Source organism: Arthrobacter paludis (assembly GCF_056782315.1).
This window is the reverse complement of record NZ_JBXAEW010000007.1, coordinates 105,095-124,831: the sequence shown is the minus strand read 5'-3', so window position 1 is coordinate 124,831 and position 19,737 is coordinate 105,095. Positions and strand designations below refer to the sequence as shown.

17 protein-coding genes and 1 riboswitch are annotated in these 19,737 nt (G+C 73.9%); of the genes, 5 read left to right on the top strand and 12 right to left on the bottom strand.

What is annotated here, in order from left to right:
- Nucleotides 1-130: 130 nt before the first annotated feature.
- The gene (locus tag AC1Q5D_RS07790) at nucleotides 131-2,059 is read left to right on the top strand and encodes a thiamine pyrophosphate-requiring protein (protein ID WP_481738011.1); all 1,929 of its coding nucleotides are present in this window, start codon (nucleotides 131-133) and stop codon (nucleotides 2,057-2,059) included.
- Between the two features lie 7 nt (nucleotides 2,060-2,066).
- On the opposite strand, the gene AC1Q5D_RS07785 is transcribed toward AC1Q5D_RS07790, so the two are convergent.
- The 3 genes from AC1Q5D_RS07785 to AC1Q5D_RS07775 form a co-directional block, all read right to left on the bottom strand.
- Nucleotides 2,067-4,199 carry an HNH endonuclease signature motif containing protein gene (locus AC1Q5D_RS07785; protein ID WP_481738010.1) on the bottom strand — a complete coding sequence of 711 codons (2,133 nt, stop codon included), beginning with the start codon at nucleotides 4,197-4,199 and terminating at the stop codon, nucleotides 2,067-2,069.
- A 537-nt stretch (nucleotides 4,200-4,736) separates the two neighbouring features.
- Nucleotides 4,737-5,177, bottom strand: a complete 441-nt coding sequence (locus AC1Q5D_RS07780) for a pyridoxamine 5'-phosphate oxidase family protein (protein ID WP_481738009.1) — start codon at nucleotides 5,175-5,177, stop codon at nucleotides 4,737-4,739.
- A gap of 32 nt (nucleotides 5,178-5,209) precedes the next feature.
- Complete coding sequence (locus tag AC1Q5D_RS07775) at nucleotides 5,210-5,725, bottom strand: very short patch repair endonuclease (protein WP_481738008.1); 516 nt, start codon at nucleotides 5,723-5,725, stop codon at nucleotides 5,210-5,212.
- 46 nt (nucleotides 5,726-5,771) lie between these two features.
- Here AC1Q5D_RS07775 and AC1Q5D_RS07770 point away from each other — a divergent pair, with 46 nt between their 5' ends.
- From AC1Q5D_RS07770 to AC1Q5D_RS07755, 4 genes are all read left to right on the top strand, one after another.
- On the top strand, nucleotides 5,772-6,935 hold the full coding sequence (locus tag AC1Q5D_RS07770; protein ID WP_481738007.1) for an App1 family protein: 1,164 nt from the start codon (nucleotides 5,772-5,774) through the stop codon (nucleotides 6,933-6,935).
- Nucleotides 6,936-6,980: 45 nt separating this feature from the next.
- On the top strand, nucleotides 6,981-7,412 hold the full coding sequence (locus AC1Q5D_RS07765) for an acyl-CoA thioesterase (protein ID WP_481738066.1): 432 nt from the start codon (nucleotides 6,981-6,983) through the stop codon (nucleotides 7,410-7,412).
- A gap of 362 nt (nucleotides 7,413-7,774) precedes the next feature.
- Entirely contained in the window at nucleotides 7,775-8,344 is a 570-nt protein-coding gene (locus tag AC1Q5D_RS07760; protein ID WP_481738006.1) for a DUF2306 domain-containing protein, read from the top strand.
- 327 nt (nucleotides 8,345-8,671) lie between these two features.
- Nucleotides 8,672-8,787: riboswitch (SAM riboswitch) on the bottom strand.
- A gap of 134 nt (nucleotides 8,788-8,921) precedes the next feature.
- A complete protein-coding gene (locus AC1Q5D_RS07755) occupies nucleotides 8,922-9,758 on the top strand; it encodes a siderophore-interacting protein (RefSeq protein ID WP_481738005.1) in 837 nt (278 codons plus the stop codon).
- Nucleotides 9,759-9,780: 22 nt separating this feature from the next.
- Here AC1Q5D_RS07755 and AC1Q5D_RS07750 read toward each other — a convergent pair whose 3' ends face one another.
- From AC1Q5D_RS07750 to AC1Q5D_RS07710, 9 genes are all read right to left on the bottom strand, one after another.
- Nucleotides 9,781-10,671, bottom strand: coding sequence for a DNA-3-methyladenine glycosylase family protein (locus AC1Q5D_RS07750; RefSeq protein WP_481738004.1), 891 nt, complete (start codon nucleotides 10,669-10,671; stop codon nucleotides 9,781-9,783).
- Nucleotides 10,668-11,387, bottom strand: a complete 720-nt coding sequence (locus AC1Q5D_RS07745; RefSeq protein ID WP_481738003.1) for a DNA-3-methyladenine glycosylase I — start codon at nucleotides 11,385-11,387, stop codon at nucleotides 10,668-10,670. Before AC1Q5D_RS07745 ends, AC1Q5D_RS07750 begins: the two co-directional genes overlap by 4 nt.
- Nucleotides 11,384-12,088: an alpha-ketoglutarate-dependent dioxygenase AlkB family protein gene (locus AC1Q5D_RS07740; protein WP_481738002.1), complete on the bottom strand. Its 705-nt coding sequence runs from the start codon at nucleotides 12,086-12,088 to the stop codon at nucleotides 11,384-11,386. Before AC1Q5D_RS07740 ends, AC1Q5D_RS07745 begins: the two co-directional genes overlap by 4 nt.
- The gene (locus tag AC1Q5D_RS07735; protein WP_481738001.1) at nucleotides 12,085-12,711 is read right to left on the bottom strand and encodes a methylated-DNA--[protein]-cysteine S-methyltransferase; all 627 of its coding nucleotides are present in this window, start codon (nucleotides 12,709-12,711) and stop codon (nucleotides 12,085-12,087) included. Before AC1Q5D_RS07735 ends, AC1Q5D_RS07740 begins: the two co-directional genes overlap by 4 nt.
- Complete coding sequence (locus AC1Q5D_RS07730) at nucleotides 12,708-13,214, bottom strand: RNA polymerase sigma factor (protein ID WP_481738000.1); 507 nt, start codon at nucleotides 13,212-13,214, stop codon at nucleotides 12,708-12,710. The genes AC1Q5D_RS07735 and AC1Q5D_RS07730 overlap by 4 nt, the downstream gene beginning before the upstream one ends.
- Before the next feature lie 85 nt (nucleotides 13,215-13,299).
- Nucleotides 13,300-16,614 (bottom strand): ATP-binding protein, encoded by a 3,315-nt coding sequence (locus AC1Q5D_RS07725; protein ID WP_481737999.1) that lies wholly within the window; start codon nucleotides 16,612-16,614, stop codon nucleotides 13,300-13,302.
- A complete protein-coding gene (locus tag AC1Q5D_RS07720; RefSeq protein ID WP_481737998.1) occupies nucleotides 16,611-17,309 on the bottom strand; it encodes a DUF4194 domain-containing protein in 699 nt (232 codons plus the stop codon). The genes AC1Q5D_RS07725 and AC1Q5D_RS07720 overlap by 4 nt, the downstream gene beginning before the upstream one ends.
- A complete protein-coding gene (locus AC1Q5D_RS07715) occupies nucleotides 17,306-18,763 on the bottom strand; it encodes a DUF3375 domain-containing protein (protein WP_481737997.1) in 1,458 nt (485 codons plus the stop codon). The genes AC1Q5D_RS07720 and AC1Q5D_RS07715 overlap by 4 nt, the downstream gene beginning before the upstream one ends.
- Before the next feature lie 101 nt (nucleotides 18,764-18,864).
- Complete coding sequence (locus AC1Q5D_RS07710; protein ID WP_481737996.1) at nucleotides 18,865-19,422, bottom strand: PKD domain-containing protein; 558 nt, start codon at nucleotides 19,420-19,422, stop codon at nucleotides 18,865-18,867.
- Nucleotides 19,423-19,737: the final 315 nt, after the last annotated feature.

Below are 19,737 nucleotides of genomic sequence, written 5' to 3'. Positions count from 1 at the left end.
CCCCACGACGCCGGCCGCCCCCGCCGCGGGCGCCGCCGTCGTCCTCCCGACTCCCTTGGAACGCACCCACCTGCGTGCTACGCCTAGGCAGGGACCGGCGCGGGATCGCGCCCCGAGGCGAGGAGGGCACATGGCGGAACGGCTGGTGGCGGACGCGATGGTCGAGCGGCTGGAGGCGTGGGGCGTGCGGCGCCTGTTCGGCTACAGCGGCGACGGCATCAACACGCTCCTCGGCGCCCTGCGCCGGGCGGACGACGGCCCGGTGTTTGTCCAGGCCCGGCACGAGGAGAACGCCGCGTTCATGGCGGTGGCGCAGTCGAAGTACGCGATCGCCCAGTTCGGGGCCTCCGCGGACGAGGCTGGCTCCGGCGACGAGGCACGCTCGGGCGGGGCCGGGGACGACACCTCAGCGAGCTCCCCGGAGAGCGGAGGCATCGGCGTCGTCCTGGCCACGCAGGGGCCGGGCGCCGTCCACCTGCTCAACGGCCTGTACGACGCGAAGCTGGACCACGTGCCCGTCGTGGCGATCGTGGGCCAGCAGAACCTGACGGTGCTGGGCTCCCAGTACCAGCAGGAGATCGACCTGCCCTCCGTCTTCAAGGACGTGGCGTCCGAGTTCTGCGAGCAGGTCGCCACGCCCGAGCAGGTGCCGATGGTCCTGGACCGTGCCTTCCGCACGGCGCTGGCCACGTCGTCGCCGTGTGTGGTGATCGTTCCCCACGACGTTCAGAAGAAGCCCGCCGCGGAGCTGTCCGGGGCCCACGCGCAGGTCGCCACGGGCGCGGTCTGGGAGCGCCCGCGGGTCCTGCCGCGGGAGCGGGACCTCGATGCGGCCGCCGACCTGCTGGCCGCGGGTGAGCGGCCCATGCTGTTGGTGGGGCAGGGCGCCCGGCATGCCCGCGCGGAGGTGAAGGCGATCGCCGAACGGCTCGGGGCAGGGATCGCGACGAGCCTGCTCGGCAAACCGTACGTCGACGACTCCCTTCCGTACGTCGCCGGGGTCATGGGACACCTCGGGACCCCGGCCAGCGCGGTGCTGATGAACCGGTGCGACACGCTGCTGATCGTCGGGTCCAACGACCCGTGGACGGAGTTCTACCCGCCGCCGGACGCCGCCCGGGCCGTGCAGATCGATCTCAGCGGGAGGCGGATCGGCAACCGGTACCCGCTCGAGGTGCCGCTTGTCGGCGACGCGGCCGCGACGCTGCGCGAGTTGGCGCGGCGGCTGGACGCGCGTGGGGAGGGGGACGGCGGCGCCGGCGCGGGCCGGGCCTCGTGGCGGGCGGAGGTCGAGCGGGCCGTGGCCGACTGGTGGACGCTCGCCGAGCAGCGGGCCGCGACCCCGGCGGAGCCGCTTAACCCGGAGCGTGTCGTCCGGGAGCTCTCGGGACGGCTGCCCAGCGACGCGCAGGTCGCGCTCGACGTCGGCAGCTGCGTCTACTGGTACGCGCGGCAGCTGAGGCTGCCCGCATCCGTCCCCGCGCAGCTGTGCAGCACGCTGGCGAGCATGGGGTGCGGCGTGCCGTACGGGTTGGCGGCGAAGCTGCTGGCCCCGGAGCGCCCCGTCGTGGTGCTGGCCGGCGACGGCGGCATGCAAATGACCGGGCTGGCCGAGCTCGTGACCGTGGCCGACCGGTGGCAGGACTGGGCCGACCCGCGGTTCGTCGTCTGCGTGTTGAACAACGGGGACCTGGCGGAGGTGACGTGGGAGCAGCGGGAGACCGAGGGCGATCCCCGCTACCACCGTTCGCAGCGCCTCCCCGAGTTCCCCTATGCCGACTACGCCGAGCTCCTCGGCCTGCGCGGCGTCCGAGTCGACGACCCCGAACACATCGGCACGGCGTGGGCGGAGGCCCTCGCCGCCGACCGGCCGGTCGTCCTGGACTTCCACACCGACCCGTCCGTGCCGCTGCTGCCGCCCTATCCCGACGGTGCGGAGAAGCTGGAGGCCATGCGCGCCGGGCTCCGCCAGGAGGACACCGAGGCAGGCCGGAGGGCCTTGCGGCTGCTGGACACGTACGCGGCACAGGAGGAGCGGCTCTTCGGCTCACCGTCCTGAACCCCCGTCACGGATCCGGATCGGGCGGTGCTGTTTCCTCGTCGGTGGGTGTCGGTGGCGGGTCGGTGTCCGGGGGTGGGATCCGGTCCACGTCGAGTTGGGTGACCTGGTTGCGCAGGGCGGCGAGGGAGCGGGCCCAGTCGGCCTCGTGCATCCGGGTCGCCTCGGCGGTTTCGGCGGGTCCGTCCGGGGCGCGGGGGTGGACGGGCTCGGCCGGTGGCGGGGTACCGCGTCCGGCCCAGGGAACCTCGGGCTGGCTGGTGTAGGTGCGCCCGGTGAGGGTGGTGATTTCGAGGGCGCCGTCGCCGAGGGGCCGGGTGGAGAGCAGGCCGGCGGTTTTCAGGGCGTGGTGGCGGCGGCAGAGTCCTTCGAGGTTGTCCACGTCGGTGGTGCCGCCGTCGGCCCAGGCGGTGGTGTGGTCGTGTTCCATGGCGGGGCTGGTGCAGGAGGGGAGGGCGCAGCGGGGCCGGCGCACGGTGAGCACCCGGCGTTGGGCGGCGTTGGGCCGGTACCGGGTGCGTCCCAGTTCCAGGGGAGCCAGCGCGCCCGGCGGCTGCCGCAACCGGTTCCACGGCCCGGCGGACGCCCCGGACCCGCCCGGCGGAAATCCGACCCCGGGCGCCGGGGAATCCGGCCGATCCGGCGGCGAGCCGGTGCCACCCGGCGCCCCGGACCCGCCCGGTGGGCCTCCCGCCCCTTCCGGTGGGCCTCCCGCGCCGATCTGCGGGCCGTCGACATCGACCTGCGGTGTTCGCGTCCCGCTGGGCGGGGCTCCTGTGTTGGCCTGCGGGGCATCCGCTGGGGGCCGTTGGTGCTGTCGGTTGTGGTTGGTGGTGGCGTCCAGGAGGCCGCGTTCGGTGGGGGTGGGCCGGTACTTGGTCGCGGCCATGGCGGTCAGGGCGGTGCCGTCCTCGGTGGCGTAGAGGCGGTCCCAGGTCGGGGCGGTGGCGGCGATCCGCAGGGCGGTGGCCGCGTCGATGGGGCCGAAGCCGACCAGCTCGGCCACTCCCAGCGCCCCGGCGGCCGCGTACGGCGTCGTGCCATCGGCACCGGGGGAAGTGGCCGCGCCCGGATCGCCGGCCGTGGCGGCGGCATCGCCCGGGACGCGCGCGTCGTCGCTGTCGTGGTCGCCGCCGGCCGCCTCTTCGCCGCCAGCGGCCTCGTGGCCGGCCGCCTCGGCGGCGCCCGCGCTCGCGCCGTGGCCGTTTCCGTCGTTGGCGGGGCCTTGGGGGAGGCTGGTGTGGTCCAGGACGATCATGACCTGGCCGGCGATGGTGTCCCATTGGTCGCGGCCGGTGAGCAGGGCGATGAACACGTCGGCGCGGATCTGGGTCAGGGTGCGGGTCTCGGCGGGGTCGGCCTTGATTTCCGCGGCGATGCGCTCGACGCGGTCCATGGCCTCCATCGCGCCCACCGCGGGGACCTGTCCGGTGAGCTCGCACATCCCCTCCCGGTGCGAGGGCACGAAGCGCACGTGCCGCTCGGACTCGTTGCGCCGGATCCGCTCCGCGGCCGGGCCGGGGCCGTAGCGGGCGCGCAGCCTGGCCGCCTTGGACCGGGTCCCGGCCGGGGTGTCCGCCACGGCGTGTCCGAGCAGCTCGGCCTCGAGTCCGGCCCGCCGGCCGGTGTTGGCCGCGTGCTCGGCCCGCGCCGCGACCCGGTAGTCCTCCCACGCCGAATCCGCGGCGTCCCTGGCGGGCGGGGCCGGCGGGTCCGGCTGCAGCTCCTGGCAGGCCCGCAGGATCACCTGCGCGTGCCCCGGGCCGATCGCCCCGACGCCCAGGGCGGTCAGGGTGGCCGGCTGCCCGTGGACCAGGTCCAGGGCCTCCAGGACCCTGCCGGTCATGGTGCCCTCGGGCACCCGGTGCGAGGCCGCGAGCGTGCTGGCCGCGGTGGTGACCGCCCACCCCGTCCACACCGGGTCCTGCCCGGTGACCACGCAGCGCAGCCGGGTGGCCGCGTCCAGCTCGCGCGGCTTGGCCTTGGACCGGGACCGGATCCCGTCCAGCTCCTCGCCCGCCTCGGCCTGGACCGCGGCGACCATGCCCGCCAGCACCACCGCCGAATCCGCGGCCAGCCCCGCGCGCATCGCCTCGATCGCCAGCGAGAGGCACTCGGCCTCATCCGCGGACAAGCCCACGCCCGGGGCCATCCAGAGCCGGCCGTTCAGCAGGCCAGCCCGGCCCGGATCCACCCCCTCCACCGCCACCAACCCCACCGGCGGCGCAACATCCCCAGCATCCGCAGCCACCGGCGCGGCGGCCGGCGCGGAGGCGCCTCCAAGGCGGGGCACGCCAGACGCGGCGGCGGCGCGAGCAGCCGAGGCGGGAGCGGCGGCGGCGCGAGCAGCCCCAGGCGCGGCGGCCGGGGCAGCGGCACCTCCGGGGCGGGGCACGCCAGGCGCGGCGGCGGTCGCCGAGGCGGGAGCGGCGGCAGCGCGAGCAGCCGAGGCGGGGCCGGCAGCGGGAGCGCCCCGCCCAGCGGCCGCCCCGGAACCGCCGGGCACCTCGTCCCGGCCGTCGCCGTCCATCCCACCGCGCTGCAGATCCATACACCCACGCTAGAACACACGTTCGAACCATGGGGCCGGAAAACCGGTAATGTGGACAACCATCCAGAGGCCTGGCCTGTGCAGGGCCGGTCGGCGAGGGGCGGGATGCGCCGGGGGCTGGGCGTGTCAGTACTCCTCGAGCCGCTCCGGTTGGCGCCCCAGCAGGAAGTGCCGTCCGGTGACCTGAAGCGGATCGATCCGCACCCAGAAGTCCTTCGCCGTCGGGATCCAGGGTTCGACCCCCGAGGCGCGGGCCTCTTCGATCTCCGCTTCCGTCTCCATCACGTGGGCCCTCCCGCGCACGACAACCGACCAGGCTTGGTCGCTGAGGATGCCGTCCGCTTCGAAGGCCACGTGCGAGTTGACGGTCAGTCCCGCCAGCTTGTTCCCGGGCGCGGTCCGGAGGTACAGCTTGCCGTTCGCGGCCGCGAAGTTCACGGGAACGATGTCCACGTCCCCCGACACCGCATGCGCAAAACGGCCGTGATGCGTGTGCTCCAACAGGTTCCAGCATTGACCCTCGTCGAGCACCAGGACCGGGTTGCCGTCTTCATGGTTGAACATCATGACTCCATTCTTCTACGAAGCGTAGAACTTTGCTAGGGCTTTTTTGCGTCGGCGCCGCCGTCGTCCGCCGGACCGCCGGGGCGGCCCAGGAACGACTCCAGCCGCGCGAGCACGGCGTCGGGATCCCGCAATTCGCATTCCCACACCGTCATCACCTCCCAGCCGAGCCGCCGCAGCTGCTCGGCGTGGCGCGCGTCGCGCGCCGCGTTCCCCTCCCGCTTCGCGGTCCAGAACGAGCTGTTGGACGACGGCGAGCGGCGGCCGACGGCGCAGTCGTGCGCATGCCAGAAGCACCCGTTGACGAAAACCACCCGCCGCCGGGACGCGAAGACGAGATCCGGCTTGCCCGGCAACTTGCCGCCCGGCAGGCGCACCTCCGGGGCAACCCGGGCCGCCGCCCGCGCCGCGGCGCCGCCGACCCGCCCGTGGAGCCGGAAGCGGTAGCCGGCCGCGTGGGCCATGCGCCGCACGGCCAGCTCCGGCCCCGTGTCCTTGCCGCGGATCCGGGACATCAGCTCCGAGCGCTGCTGCGGGGTGAGCCGGTCCATGGGCCGATTCTGACAGCGGCCCCGCCGACGTGAAAGACTGGGCGCCATGGCACTGAGCATAGGAGCGCGGGGGGACCGGACGGTGGCAACGGAGGCCGATCGCGAGCACGTCGGAGTGCGGCTCGAGGACACCTTCCACGCGGTGCGGGTGCGCCGCGCTCGGGCGCGCGGCATGACGCCGACCGTCCTGCCGTTCCGCGGCTACGGCCTCGGCGGAGAGGACGGCTGGGTCCGCCTCTTCGCGAGGATCATCCTCACCCGCCCGGGCGCGCTGACGAACGGCCTGCCGAAGTCGCAGGTCATCGCGGACGGGGTGCGCGGCTGGCGCAACTTCATCTCGCCGGTGGTCCCGCACGCCGAGGTCGTCGCCACCGTCGGCGGGCTGCAGCACACCGTCGCGGCGGACCGCGGGGGCGTCCTGGACGTCCGGATCCCCGCGGAGCTCTCGCCCGGCTGGCACACCGTGACCCTCACCTCCGGCGACTCCGAACCCGCCGAGGCGAAGGTCTTCATCGTGGACCGGGACACCGACTTCGGGATGGTGTCCGACATCGACGACACCGTCGTCGTCACCGCCCTCCCGCGGCCGCTGCTGGCGGCCTGGAACTCCTTCGTCCTCTCCGAGCACGCCCGCCTGGCCACGCCCGGGATGGCCGTGATGATGGAGCGGCTCATGCGCGGCCGCCCCGGCTCCCCGGTCCTCTACCTCTCCACCGGCGCGTGGAACGCCGCGTCCACACTCTCGCGCTTCCTCTCCCGGAACCTGTACCCGGAGGGCGCGCTCCTGCTCACCGACTGGGGCCCGACGGAGAACCGCTGGTTCCGGTCCGGCATGCAGCACAAGGTGGACCAGCTGCGCCGCCTCGCGATCGAATACCCCGACATGCGCTGGGTCCTGGTGGGCGACGACGGCCAACACGACCCGGAGATCTACGCCGAGTTCGCGAAGCGCTACCCGCACAACGTGCGCGCCATTGTGATCCGGCAGCTGACCCCCTCGGAGGCCGTCCTGGCCGGCGGCCGCTCCGTCGCCACGATCGGCGCGACGCCGGGCGTCCCGTGGATCTACGAGCCCGACGGCGCGCGGATCGTCGCCGAACTGGAGAAGATCGGCCTCGTTTCCGCCGAGGAGCAGCACCTCGGGCGTGGGGAGATCCAGCGCGAGCGGGAGCAGAAGCAGGCGCGCGGCGAAGAGGCCAAGGGGGAGTAGCCCGTGGCGAACGACGGCGGCGCCCGCCTGCGCGTGCGCGTCCCCATGCGCTGGGGCGACATGGACGCCTACGGGCACATCAACAACGTGAACCTGGTCCGCATGATGGAGGAGGCCCGCATCGCCGGGTTCGGGGTGCCCGGCGGGACCGGCAAGCCCGGCACGCAGCCGGTCGTCGACCTCTTCTCGGCGGTGCCCGAGGGGACCCAGGTCCTCGTCGTCGAGCACCGGGTGCGCTACGTGAAGCCGCTGGACTACCGGAACGTCCCGGCCGAGGTGGACCTGTGGCTCGCGCGGATCAAGGCCGCCAGCTTCGACGTCTGCTACGAATTCCGCGATCCCGTCGACGGCGACCTGTGCGTCAAGGCGGCCACGACGCTGGCCTTCTTCGCGACCGAGGACGAGCGGCTCCTGCGCATCCCCGCCGACCGGCGGGAGGCGATGCGCGCCTTCGAGGACGGGCCGGTCTTCGCCTGAGCGTCCGGGCTCCCCGGGCGATGGCCCGGCGCCGGCGGGCTCCGGCGCCGGCGGCCGCCGGCTCGGTTCTGCTCGCGGCCCGGTTCTGCCGGCGGCCCGGTTCTGGCGGCGGCCCGGGGGCCGGGCCGTCCACTGCCCGACCCCCGATACCGCCGCATCGGCCCGGCCCGGCCGTTCACTGCCGGGCCGTGGCCGCCCTCGGTACGGCGCGAGGGAGAGGTCGATCCCGCGCCGCACCCCCTGAGACCGGGCTGCAGCCCGATCGTGACGCTGTTTCCGCAGGAATTTTTCGGACCGATGCCACGGGCCATCGCTGACCGATGTCACGGGTGCCCCGGCCGTCGCGTTCCTAGGCTTGGGGCATGGAACCCTGGACCCCCGCCATCGCCGTCCACGCGCTCGCCGCGGGCTATTCCCTGGTGCTCGGCGCCGTGCAGCTGCTGCGTCCCAAGGGCGGCCGCGCGCACCGCGTCATCGGGCTGAGCTGGGTGGCCGCGATGTACGCGGTCATCGTCACCTCGTTTTGGATCCGGAGCCTCACCGGCGGGTTCAGCTGGTTGCACGGGCTGTCGCTGTTCACCGCAGCCACGGTCGGAATCGGGCTCTGGGCGGCCCGCACCCGCAGGATCCCGGCGCACCGCGGATTCATGGCCGGCAGCTACTTCGGCATCGTGGGGGCGTTCGTCGGCGTCGTCGCCGCCCCCGAGCGCCGCATCCCGCAGCTGGCCCTCACCGACCTGCCGTTGCTGCTCCTGTGGGCGGGGGCGATCGCGGCGGCGGCCGCGTTCACGGTTGGCGGTGCCCTGCGCCTGCGCCCGACTGCCCCGCGGCCCCCGGGCCGTCCAGCCGGCGCGCGAGTTCCCAGAACCCCGGGGCGAGCTCCGGGTCGTGCCACAGGCCGCACGGACCGGGCGGTTCCTCGGCGAGGCTGACGTAGGTGCGTCCCGCCCGCCGGGCACGGTCGGCTGGAAGACCCAGCAGGTTGGAGCGCTCGTGCCAGAGGGGCTCGCCGCGGGCGGCGAGCCGGTGGGCGACGGCGAGGGCGTCGTGCGTGTAGCGGACGACGGCGGGGCCCCCGGACGGATGGAGCACGAGCCGCTGGCGGGGCACGTCGGCGAGGACGGCGACGGGGGTCCACCCGCAGGCATCGGCCAGGCGGCGGCGCAGCCGCAGCGGGTGCACGCGGTGGCCGGGGTGGTAGTGGACGCAGTGCTCGTCGGCGCCGTGCGGGGCGGGGAAGCCGGACAAGATCGATCCTTCCGTTGCTCTTGCCCGCGCCGGTTGGCCGCAGGCCGCTTCGTCATCCGAACCACCCGTGAACATGGGGTTGGTGCGCGGCCGGGTCGGAGCCCGTGCGTGGCCGCTGCTCGTGAAGCTGGGTCCATCCTAGCGTCTCGCGGCTTCGCCGGGGGCGTACGGGTTTGCTTTGGCCCCGCGCGGTGCGGTTCGCTGGGGAGAACCGTGCCGTGCGCCGGGCATGGGCCCGGCCGTCTAAGGAGCTGAAACCGCATGAGTGCCGCGCCTGCCCGCCCTGCCCGCCCCCAGGTCGTCCTGGAGGTGGTGCGGACGCGCCGGCTGGGCGAGCACATGGTCCGCGTGACGCTCGGCGGCGAGGGCTTCGCGGCCTTCCAGGACAAGGACGCCACGGACAAGTACGTGAAACTGCTGTTCGCGGATCCGGCCCTCGGGCTGACCCCGCCGTACGACCTGGACGCGCTGCGTGCCGAGATCGGCCCGGAGCGGCTGCCCGTGCGCCGCACCTACACGGTGCGCTCCGTCGATCCCGCCGCGGGGACCCTGGACATCGACTTCGTCGTCCACGGCGAGGACGGCATCGCCGGGCCGTGGGCCGCTTCGGCGAAGCCCGGCGACGTCGTTTGCTTCTCCGGCCCGGGCGGGAAGTACGTTCCGGAGGCCGGGGCGGACTGGCACCTGCTCGCCGGCGACGAGGCGGCCCTGCCGGCGATCGCGTGCGCCCTCGAGGGCATGGACCGGAACGCGCAGGGGGTGGCGATCATCGAGGTGGCCGGGCCCGAGGACGAGCAGAAGCTCAAGGCCCCGAAGGGGATCGAGGTCCGCTGGTTGCACCGCGGCGGGCCGTTCACGCCGGAGTCCACGAAGCTGGCGGCCGCCGTCATGAAGGAGCCCTGGCGCGGGGGCGACGTCCAGGTGTTCGCGCACGGGGAGCGGGAGGTCATGAAGAACCTCCGCAGGTACCTGGCCGACGAGCGGGGTGTTGACCGCCGCCGCCTCTCGCTGTCCGCCTACTGGGCGTTCGGGCGCGCCGAGGATACGTTCCAGGCCGAGAAGCGCGAGCCGATCGGGCAGATTTTCCCGGGCAGCTAGGAGCCCGTCGGCGGCCTTGGGGTCAGGCCGGTAGGTAGGCGCTGGCCGTCCAGAGGTAGAGGACGGCCCGCGCGCGGTGGGGCCGCCAGGGCTCGGCCCGGGCCTCGGCGGTCCGGGCATCGACGCCGCCCAGGGCGCGGCGGAGCACGAGGTCCCCGGCCGGGAACGCGTCGGGGTCCCTGATCGCCCGGACGGCGAGGTAGTCCACCGTCCACGGGCCGACACCCGGAAGGGCCAGCAGGTCCGACCGTTCGAGCGGGAACGGGGCCGGCGCCACGTGTGGCAGCGGGCAGGCGGCGAAGGCCTGCGCGACGGCCAGCAGCGTCCTGGCCCGCGCCCGGGGGATCCCGACGGCGGCCCTCAACTCCTCCGGGTCCGCCGCAGCGAGGGCCGAGGGCGCCGGGAACAGGGACAGGCCCCCGGGACCGGGCGTGCCGTAGGCGGCGACGAGCCGCCCCACGAACGTGCGCATGGCGGCCAGGGACACTTGCTGTCCCAGGACGGTGTTGGCCGCCGCAGCGAAGTGGTTGAGCGCGCCCGGCACGCGCAGGGCGGGCCGGGCGGCCACCAGGGGCGACAGCAGGGGATCCGTGGAGAGCTCCGCGTTGGCCGCGGACGGGTCGCGGTCGAGGTCCAGCCAGCCGCGGAGGACTCTGGCCACGGCGGCCCCGGCCGGAGTGTCCACCGCCGCGGCGTCGCCGGGGTTCGTGTTCCCGAGGTGCCACACCGCGTGGACGCCATCGGCCTCCGGGCGGACGGTCACGGCGGCCGGGCCGGATGGCGTGGAAACGGACACCGTGTGTGTCCCCGCGGCTGCATCGTGGCGTTCCAGCCCCGGAATGGCGTGTGCCCCGAGCAGGGCCAGCAGCGCCTCGGCATCCAGCCCACCGGCCGCGGGCAGGAAGATGCTCACCGCGCCCAGAGGCCGGACACCCCGCGGCGGTGGCTGCCGACGAGGTGGGTGTCGATGATCCCGATGGCCTCCATCAGCGCGAACATCGTGGTCGGCCCGACGAAGGCGAAGCCCTTCTTCCGCAGCGCCTTCGACAGGGCGATGGACTCCGGGGACGAGGACGGGACTTCGTCCAGGCTGGCCGGCTCGGGGGTCGACTCCGGCCGGAACGACCACACGAATTCCGCCAAACCGCCGTCGGCCCGCAACTCAAGCGTGGCTCGGGCGTTGGTGAGGGCGGCAAGGATCTTGGCCCGGTTCCGGACGATGGACGCGTCGGACATCAGCCGTTCGACGTCCTCCTCGCCGAAGCGTGCCACGGCCTCGGGGTCGAAGTCCGCGAAGGCGCGGCGGAAGGCCGGGCGCTTCTTCAGGATTGTGGCCCAGGATAGGCCAGCCTGGAACGCCTCCAGGGTGATTCGCTCGTAGACGCCCTGTTCGTCCCGCACCGGCACGCCCCACTCCGTGTCGTAGTACGCGCGCATCAGCTCATCCCGGGCTGCCCACGCGGGACGGGCCAGCCCGTCCTCGCCGACGACAAGGCCGGCGGAGCCACCCGTCGGCGGGGCAGTGCCGGGGCCGGAGGCGTTGCCGGTGTCCTGAGCGGGAGCAGGAGCGGGTGCCGGGGTCGGCGCGGCTGACCCGACGTTGGACGGGGCGGTGGGGTCCGGGTTCATGGTCGTCCTTCCGGGGTCGTGGCCGGGAATCCGGTGCAGCGCAGCGTGAGGTTGATCCGGCCGGTGTCGAGGCCGCAACCGGGAGGGGCAGTGCCGGGGAGCACGCGGACGACGCCGTGGTAGGCCAGCCGCGACGGGCCGCCGAACACGAACAGGTCCCCGGAGCGGAGCTCGACGTCCCTGTAGGGCTTGTTGCGGTGTTCCGTGTTGCCGAACCGGAACACGCACGTGTCCCCGACGGACAGGGAAACGACCGGGGCGAGGCTCGTCTCGTCCCGGTCCTGGTGCATGCCCATGCGGGCGGACTCGTCGTAGAAGTTCGCCAGGACCGCGTCCACCGCATAGCTGCCCGGGTCGACGCCGTAGGCGCCGTGTGGCCCGTAGGCGGCGGCGACGGCCTGACCTCCGGCCCGGACCAGCCAGTCCGGCACGGGAAGGACGCGCTCGCCGTTGACGTCGGTGGCTTGGCGGCTGTACCGGTTCGGCTGCCAGTGCCAGCCCAGACACACGGTCCGCACGCTCATGGGGTGGCCGCGGACGACGGCGGCCCGAGCCGGCACGGGGCCCGCGGCCCAGTCCCGGAACCGGTCGACCAGCCAGTGTTGCTGGCGCGCGTCCAGCCACCCGGGCACGTGGACCGCCCCGGGCGCGATCTCCTCGCGCGGCCGTTCGAGCAGCTCGTCGCCGAACAGCTGGCTCACGCGGCGCGCTCCAAGCGCAGCAGCGACTCCTTCGCCTCCAGGCCGCCGAGGTAGCCGCCGAGGCTCCCGTCGCTGCGCAGCACCCGGTGGCAGGGAACGACGATGGGCAGCGGGTTGGTCGCGCAGGCGGTACCCACGGCGCGCACGGCCCGGGGCCGCCCCGTCGCCGCCGCCACCTCGGTGTAGGTGCGTGTGGCACCGTAGCCGATGTGCGGGAGGTACTCCTGCACGTCCCGCCGGTAGCCGGAGGCCAGCGACCGGTCGAGTGGCAGGTCGAACGCGCGGCGTGAGCCGGAGAAGTACTCCTCGAGTTGGCCGGCGGCGGCGTCGAGCCGCGACGCCGCCGGCAGGATCCGGGGGCCGAAGCGCGCGGCGAGGGCGTCGAGGACGGCGTCGTGGCCTTCGGACTCGAACGCCACCCGGACCAGGCCCGCTTCGGTCGCGGCGAGCAGCAGCCGCCCGACAGGGGAGTCCACGACCTTGTAGGAGAGGTCGAGGTCGCCGGAGGCCTCGGCCGTGAGCGCGAGCTGTGCGGCGAGGCGGTCGATCGCCCCGGGCGCCGGATCGAGCGCGGGGCCGAGGTCGATGGGGCGGTCGGCGAAGACGAGGTCGGCGGCGGTCATGGCAGGGCTCCTTGCGGCAGGGCGGGGGAGAGGGTGCGGCGCAGGCTTCGGATCCCGTCGGCGGCCGCACGGCGGGCGGCCTCGGGGGTGCCCCCGAGGATGGCTGCGACCTCGCGGTACGGCAGGCCGGCCACGTGGTGGTAGGCCACGGCCTGGCGCTGCTTCGGCGGCAGTGCGGCGAGGGCCCGCCACAGGTCGGGGTCCGGGTCCTCGGGGATCCCGAGCGTGGAGGGGGCGTCTGGGACGGTTTCCGTGGGCCGGGGCCGGCGGGCGGCGGCCCGTACGACGTCGACCGCCTTGCGGTGGGCGATGGTCACGAGCCAGGCCTCGATGTTCGTCCCGGGCGGCAGGGAGGGGTAGGCGCGCAGGGCCGCCAGGAACGTCTCGCTCCAGGCGTCCTCGCTGTCGTGCGTGGGGCCGAGGACGGCACGGCACACCCGCAGGACCGTGGCGCCGTGGCGCCGGACGATCCGCTCGAACGGGGGCGGGTGGTCCGGTTGCATCTCCATACACTGTAGACGCGTGGGGCGGCCGAGGCGTGAGGTCCGGCCCCAGCGGTGGACGAACGTCCGCCGGGGCCGGCGCGGTCTACCGCAACACGATGTCCGTGGCGACGGCGGGCGACAGCCCGGTCTCCACGAACCCGGACACGTTGGAGCCGGGGTGCTTGACGATGTCCGTGATCGAGCCGAGGTGCCGCGACAGGTCGATCTTGTCTTCTGGCGCCGCCAACAGGAGCTGGAAGCCGAACTCCTGCAGCGCGTTGATGCCGGCCGCCGCGTACTCGGAGTTGGCCTGGATGAACGCCTCGTCGATCATCACGGTCCCGTAGGTCGTGAAGCCCTGCAGGGCGAAGCCCAGCTGGTAGGCAAGCGCCGCGCCCATGATGAAGGACGTGAACCGCTGGCCCTCGCCGCCGGAGAGCGTGCCCGGCTCCAGACCCGTCTCGACCTCGCCGCCCGGCTTGTGCTCGTTGCAGGAGACGGTCACGTGCTGGCGGACGTCCAGCACGGTGTCCCGCCAGGCGGCGCGGGAGGGGTCGTCGAGCGCGTCGACGAGGGCCTCGAGGGAGGCGTAGCTGGCCGTCAGCTCGTCCGCGCCGCGCCGGGTGTACGCGTTGCCGAGGGCCTCCTTGAGCACGCTGCGGAACTCCCGGGCCTCGTCGGGGACCGCCGTGGCGACCTCCAGCCGGAGGTGCGAGCCCTGCTCGAACGGCACGCCCGCGAGGATCTGGTTCAGCGGCAGGATGCGCTCGCCGATGGCCCGGCGCTCCTCCTCCAGCAGCTGCAGCAGGTCGGAGAAGCGCTCGTAGGAGCGGTTGGAAAAGTACTCCCGGAACTCCTCCTCGCGCTGCGGCAGCCCCTCCTGCACGATCGCCCGGTAGAGCGCGACGTAGTGCTCCGCGGCGTCGACGCCCGTGCCGACCGAGGCCGTGGCCGAGGGGCCGAAGTCGCGGGCGAACTGCTTGAACGTGTCCGTCAGCGCGGTCTCGGTCGCGTACAGGGACTGGCGCAGCTCGGCGGCCTCCGCGCCGAGGGCCAGGGCGACGGCGGAGACCGCGGCGTCCAGTTCCGCCACCGTGGCGGCGCCGTCGCCGGCCAGCAGGCCGACCAGCTCCCCGCGGGCGCGCATTTCCGCGGCGGCGTCCGGGTCGGGGACGACGGCGGCCGCCCCGGTCGCCTCGAGCTGCCCGCGCGCGTCCGCGAGCCGCCGCTCGAGGGCCCCGGTCTCGCTCCGGAGCACCGCGAGGCGCCCGACGGCGGCCTCCAGCTCCTGCCGGGCCTCCCCGAGCGCCGCCCGCAGCGCGGCCAGGTCGGTCCCCGTGCCCATGGCCTCGGCCAGCCGGGCCTCGAGGCCAGCGACCTCGGCGGCCTGCGGCGTGGAGTCGAACTCGGCGAAGCCGCGCGTGTCCGCGGCGAGGCGGCGCAGCAGGGCCAGCTTGCCGGCCAGCTCGTCCTTGGAGCGGCTGCGCTCGGCCGCCAGCTCCTCGGCCTCCCGCTCGTCGTCCGCCAGCCGGTCGGCCTTGGCCGTGAGCTCGGAGATCTTCTCCTCGTTCGTGAACCCCAGCAGGTAGTCGGCGGCGGCCACGGCGCGGGTGTCGCGCTCGAAGGCGCCGCGGCCGGCCTTGATGGTCCCGGCCAGCGACAGCGCCTTGTCGTGCGCGTGCAGGCCGGCGTCGGACTCCACGCACGCGAACGCGAGGTCGGCGGCGATCTTGCCCCGCAGCCACGCCCCGCCGTCGGACTCCTTGAACTCCAGCTTCGTGACCAGGTCGCCGGGGCCGGGCGCCGCCTCGCGGGGCGGCTGGGAGATGTCGACCCAGCGCAGCCGGCCCACGTTCTCGAGCGAGTCGATGGCGGCCGTGACCTTGCGCAGGTCCTCCCCGCGCACCAGCAGGGTCGTCGCGAGGGCGCGCAGCGCCTTCTCGGCGGCCGGCCGCCACGCGGCCTCGCCGGGGGCCATGTCCACGAGCTCGCCGCCGAACGGCAGGTCCTCCGGCGCCAGCCCGGTGGCCGAGCAGATCCGCCGCCGGGCCGCGGCGGAGACACCGTCGATGTTGGAGCCGCGCCGGGCGTAGGAGTCGATCTCGGCGCGCAGTTTCCGGCCCCGCTCGCGCGCGGCCATCGAGGCGGCCATCGCCTCGTACTCCAGGGTGCGGGCGTCCGCCGCGACGCCCTCAAGCGTCTCGGCCGAGACGGCGGCCTGGCGCCGGGCCGCGCCCAGGCCCGCGGAGGAGAACACGAACGCCACGCCGGCCCGCTCGAAGTCCGCCCGCAGCCCCGCGGCGAGCGCCTCGCGCTCCCCGAGCCGGTCCCGCGCGGCCGCCAGCTCGCGCTCGAGCTTCTCGACGGCCTGCCCGCCGCGCGCGTCGTGCTGCTCCGCCAGGGAGCGGACGCGCTCCTCGAGGACCGTCTTGGCCTCCGCGGCCGCCGCGATCGCGCCGCGGTGCTCGGCCAACTCCGCCGTCAGGCGGCCGGTCGCCTCGCCCAGCAGCTCGGCGGCGAGCTCGTGGCGCAGTCGGGGCAGCTGCTCGTCGGCCAGGCGCGCCGTGTGGGCCAGCCGCTCGGTCAGCTCCCGGTGGCGGGCGTGCTGGTCCGGCACGAGCTCGAGGGCGTCGCACTGGGCGCGGGCCTCCTCGAGCTGGCGGTGGATGGCGCGCAGGTGGGAGAAGTCCTCGACGGCGTGGGCCGCGGCGGCCAGCGTCGTCGGCACCTCGAGGACCTCGTCCCGGAAGAACCGGTTGACGCCGCGGTCCAGGCCCTTGCCGTTCTGCAGGGTGCGCAGCAGGGAGAACGCCTTGTCGTTGTCGATGCCGAGGCGCCTGCGGAAACGCTCCGCGAACGTCTTGTGCGTGTCGAACGCCTCGAAGCCGGGCAGGGTGCGCTGCAGGCTGGAGGGGGAGAAGCGGCGCGGGCCGTGCTCCTCCAGAGCGGCCGTGTCCAGCGCGGCGTCGCCGAGGACGTAGTGCTTGCCGACCTGCCCCTCGAGGCCGTTGGCGGGCAGGTCGAACAGGGCGGCGATGGTGGTGGTCCCGCCCAGCCCGTCCTCGTAGACCAGGGCGATGGCGCTCCACGTCGCGCCCGGCCGCTGGTAGACGGTGCCCGCCGCCGTCGTGAACCGGCGCCCGCGCATGTAGGAGTACGTGGTGCGGCGGTCCTTGCGCGTGGAGGCCTCGTGCGCGGACTCGTTCAGGCGCGGGGCGGCCTGGAAGATGTGCCCGATCCCGTCGAACAGCGTGGACTTGCCGACGCCGGGGTGGCCGGTGAGCAGGGTGCCGTTGCGGTCCACGTAGAGGCTGTGCCGGCCGTGGAACGTGCCCCAGTTGACGACCTGGATGCGGGTCAGGCGGTGCTGGCCGGGGTTCGTCGCCTCCCCGAACGGCAGGGTGAACTCGATGCTCACAGGGTCTCCTCGTCGGTCTCGGCGGGCTCGTCCCCGGAGCCGCTGCGCTCGATGGCGGCGATGTAGGCGGGGATCTCGTCGATGGACTCGAACGGCAGCGCCAGGGCCAGCGCGGGGGAGACCCGGTACTCGTCGTCGAGCTCGGTCGGCAGGATCAGCTTCAGCCCGAGCAGCCGGGCCAGCGACGCGTCGGTCAGCTCCTCGAGCCGCTTGTCGTCGACGGCGCCGGGCTGCGCGTGCTCCTCGAGGATCTCGCGGGCCGCGGCCCGGGTGACGGTCGCGTCCGTGCCCGTGCCGGTGTGGCGGTCCAGGAGCAGCCGCAGGCGCAGGGCCAGCAGGGTCTCCTCGCGCTTGAGCGGGCGGCGCGGGGCGATCGCGGTCGTGTGCGGGGCCTCGACGTCGACCGGGACCAGCAGCGCGATCTTCCGCTCCGTGTCCACCTCGAGGCGCAGGAACAGCTCGGAGACGAACGCCGCGATGTCGGTGCGCCGGTCGAGCACCAGCTGCCACAGCCGCGCGTCGGCCGTCCCATCCAGGTACGGGCCGCGCAGCAGGCGCACCAGCGCCTGCCGCAGGGGCAGCCCGAAGCGGCCGGTGTCCCCGTCGAAAAGCCGCCGCTCGGCCGGAAGGTGGGCTCCGCCGTCGTCCTCCCGCGCCTGCGCGGCGCGCGGTGCCTGGCTGGTGTCGGTGCTCATGCGGGGTCCTCCGTGAACGAGATGACGGGCAGGTGGGCGGTGCGTTCGCTGCCGTCGACCTGGGTGAAGACGATGGTCTCGGCGCGGGTCCCGTCGGGGACGGCGCCCGTGGTGCGGGCGGCCTCGACGAGCCAGCGGACGCTGTTGAGGTGGCGGTCGGTGTCCTCGAGTTCGCCGAAGACGGCGGCCAGCGTGGGCGCGCCGCCCGCCCGGGTGCGGGCGCGGACGACGGCGGCGCCCAGCGCCTTCGGATCCGCCTTCGGCGTGCTGGGCGTCCGGTGGATGTCGGCCTGGCTCAGGGCCGGCGGGTCGGCGAGCCGGGGCGGGGCGACATGCTCGGCGGGGTCGAAGATGCGCAGGCCGGCGAGGGTGGCGAAGTCAGGCGCGTAGAGCCCGACCGGCGCGGCGGGGGTGCGGGCCCGCAGCGCGGGGGATGCGGCGACGGCGATTTCGGCCTTGCGGATGGCCCGGCGCAGCAGCATCGATTCGCGGAACGCGTCCGACTGCACGTACGCGTGGAGCGACTCGGAGAGCTTGCCGTAGCTGGCGTGGACCTCTCCGGCCTGGCGGCGGAGCTCGCGCAGCAGGTTGGCGAGGGTGTGGCGCTCCTCGGCGGTGAGCTCGTCGGCGAAGCCGCGCTCGAGGACCTCGGTGACGGCCTGGCGGAAGCGGGCCTGCCGGGCCGGGTCGTTGAGGAATTCGGTGAAGCCGCGGAACGTCTCGCCTTGGGCGGTGCTGCGCAACTGCCGGTCCCCTTCGAGGACCTGCCCGACGGCGACGCCCTTGGCCATGGAGGACTCCATGATCTCCTGGCGGACGTGGTGCAGCATCTCGCGCACGCCGTCGCGCATCCGCTTGAAGTCGGCCGGGAGGCTGGCCGCGAGGTCGAGGACGGAGCGGGCCGCGGCGACGGCGCCCTCGCTGGGGAGGACGTCGGGGGAGGTGCCGGCCTCCAGGGAAGCGATGCGTTCGCGGCGTTCGGCGATTTCGGCCTCGAGCTGGCGGATGCGGGCGGCGGGGTCCGGGTCCGTCTCGTGGGCGAGCGTCTCGATGCTGGTCAGAAGTGTGTTGAGGCGGGACGAGTTGAGGTTGGTGCGCGACCCGGAGAAGCCGTCGAGGAAGGTGAGGACGCGGGCGGTCTGCGCGGTCGGCTCGTAGTGGAACTGCCCGTCGACGAGGGGGCGCGCCAGGTAGCGGGAGCGGACCCACGAGTCGGCGTACTGGGAGGGGCCCCACTGTTCATTGAGGGCGGCGCCCTCGGCGCGGAGGCGCTTGAGGAACGCGTCGAGCGCGGCGTGGAAGGGTTCGAGGGCGACCCGCGGGCGGGCCTGCGTGAACTCGGCGCGGAGGAAGGCGAGCGTCCACGGCGCGGTCGAGAGGAGTTTCCACGCGGGGGAGGAGCGGAAGTCCTGCTGCTCCTGCCAGAGGGCGGCGGCGTGGTCACTCGGGTGCATCGGCTACTTCCAGGGCACGGTGGCGCCCATTCGGGGGACGGGGCGGGGCCGGTCGGGCCCGACCTACGATTCTAGGCCACCGCCCCGGCCCGCCCGTGCCGCTACTCCCCGAAGGGCGAGCCGCAGCCGGGGCCTCCCGGGTTCTCGCTGCAGTTCATGTCCACGAGGATCTTCTTGGTCCGCCAGACGCTGATTTCCGCGGGATCGCTGGGCACGCCAGCCGTCCCGGCGACCGCGAGCCAGGGGCCGCCGTCGACCGAGAACTGCCCGGTGTAGATGGTGGTGAGGCCTACCGGGTAGTCGCCGGTTTCGGCGTAGACGTGGCTCGTATCGGTTTCCGTCGTGAGGGGATCGCCGGTGACCGGGCCGCCGGGAACGTTGGTCATCCGGGCGGTTCCGTCGCCGTAAGTCCATTCGTAGGCGACGGGCGTGGCCTTCACCCTGACTGCGGAGCCGAGGAGCTCGGTCGTGAGCGTTTGCGTCTGCGATTCGGCGTAGATGTTCGTTTGGGCGTTGCGCAGGGAGAACCCGTTGAGGTCCATGGCGATGGTTGAAGCAGGGATCGGAAGCCGACGGAACTCGCTGACGGTCAGGACGATCGCCTCTGGGGCACGGGAGATCGGGTCAGAATCGACGGCTGGAGCCTCATCGAAAGACAAGCAACCAGTTTGGCCGGTGTCGACGGGATCGGACTTTGGAGTGGCACGTTCCACGAACCGCACATAGAACTCTCCGGACGGGCATTGTGTAGCGGTAGCCGTCGCGCAAGATAAGTCGATATTCCCGCTCTTAGTGTCCGCACAATAAAGCACAGGTCTCGTGATGGGACCCTTCTTTTTGGCGGCCTTGTTGCCGGTTGGGCGGGTCGGCGTGCTCGGATTTGGCGCCTCTTTCGTTTCTTGACCTCCATTAGAACTAGAACTGCGAGTGCCACCTTCGGCCGTCGCCTCAATGGCGTCTCCGACTGTCGACAT